The sequence below is a fragment of the Flavobacteriales bacterium genome (assembly GCA_020435415.1).
Classification (GTDB): Bacteria; Bacteroidota; Bacteroidia; order JACJYZ01; family JACJYZ01; genus JACJYZ01.
In genome coordinates this window covers 1-1,374 of sequence record JAGQZQ010000172.1, presented here as the reverse complement: position 1 = coordinate 1,374, position 1,374 = coordinate 1, and the positions used below count along the sequence as shown (strand labels likewise).

Below are 1,374 nucleotides of genomic sequence, written 5' to 3'. Positions count from 1 at the left end.
CGATACGGACGAATACAACGTTTGGAAGGAAATCGGCTACTGGCGCGACCTGATGGAGATCAAGATGAATGTGGATGAAAATCCGGTTTCAGCCAGGATCGTAAAGAGTAGTCACGGCGAAATGGAATTGTCGGTTAATGGCAAAACCTACGCTTGCGAGCTGCGATCGATGGAAGAAAACATCCTCGAGATGAGTGTAGACGGAGACGGCCTGGAATTTTTTATTTCAAGGGATAAGATGGGCCGGGGCTTCGTAAGCCTGAACGGACATATTTTTACAGTGGTCCGTTATGATGTCCTCCCGAAAGAAGATTACCTCGGAACCCATGAGATGGGTGGCAGCAATGGCGGGATCGTCTCACCCATGCCCGGCAAGGTGATCAAGATCAATGTGAAAGACGGCGCCGAAGTGAAAAAAGGTGATATCCTGATGGTGGTGGAAGCAATGAAGATGGAAAACAATATCCTAAGTCCGAAAGACGGAAAGATAGAAAAAGTTAACGTAAAAACCGGCGAGATGGTGGATGGTAGCCGGGAGCTGGTTGTGATGGGAGAATAATCTTCCAGACAGTTTCAAACTGTCTGGGGCGATGGGCGCTTACAAACCGTCAGGGGCGGAGTCAAGATACTCCAATATTTTGAAATAAGTGATTCTCGAAGAGGGTGTCCAGACAATTTCTATTATTTCAGGTTATACTTTTCTTTTACCTCTTTCATCACCTGCTCATGCGGGATGGTTTCTCCGTGGTCTGCTTCCTCGAGGCCCTGCTCAATTGATCTTTTCTCCACTTCGCTTAATTTGCTCCACCAGTCCTCCTTATTCTTCCCTTTAAGAATCATCTCCACCACATCCAATAGATCGGATTCGCCCGTTTCGATGATGAGCTTTACCAGTTCAGGTTTTTTCTGCTGAATATCCATCACAGTTTATTTATTACAAAGATAACATATTGAGAAAACGAACTTAAAGGGTATCTATTTCTTCACCACCTTCACCGATTCAAGCACCTTCCCGTTCATTCCGGTAACCTGCAACAGATAGGTACCTTTCTCCAAATTCCGGATATCCATTTGAAGTAAATTTCCCTGCTGACAGATCTTTTGCTGGAATACCTTTTTCCCGGAGATGGTAAACACAGAAACTGTCGATTGATCCCAGTTTTGACCCTTGCCAAGCTGAATGAATATTTGATCAGTTGCCGGATTGGGAAAGACTGTGATGTTTTCTGTTGGCTCATCTGTTTCTGAAACATTAGTTATGATGTTGATTTCATCCCTCAATACTTTCCAGATATGCACATCTCTTTCAAGTACAGAATCGTTTGTAAAGCTGGTTCCGTAAACAAGACAGCCATCATCATCTGTAGCTATAAT

3 protein-coding genes are annotated in these 1,374 nt (G+C 44.2%); 1 reads left to right on the top strand and 2 read right to left on the bottom strand.

Annotated features, from left to right (window positions below; translation table 11 throughout):
* On the top strand, positions 1 to 559 hold a 559-nt coding region (locus tag KDD36_15165), incomplete at its 5' end, for a biotin/lipoyl-binding protein (GenBank protein ID MCB0397988.1).
* A 122-nt stretch (positions 560 to 681) separates the two neighbouring features.
* Here the strand turns inward: KDD36_15165 and KDD36_15160 are convergent.
* Both KDD36_15160 and KDD36_15155 read right to left on the bottom strand, forming a co-directional pair.
* The gene (locus KDD36_15160) at positions 682 to 921 is read right to left on the bottom strand and encodes a hypothetical protein (GenBank protein MCB0397987.1); all 240 of its coding nucleotides are present in this window, start codon (positions 919 to 921) and stop codon (positions 682 to 684) included.
* 54 nt (positions 922 to 975) lie between these two features.
* Positions 976 to 1,374, bottom strand: a 399-nt coding sequence (locus KDD36_15155) for a T9SS type A sorting domain-containing protein (protein MCB0397986.1), incomplete at its 5' end; no start/stop codon positions are given.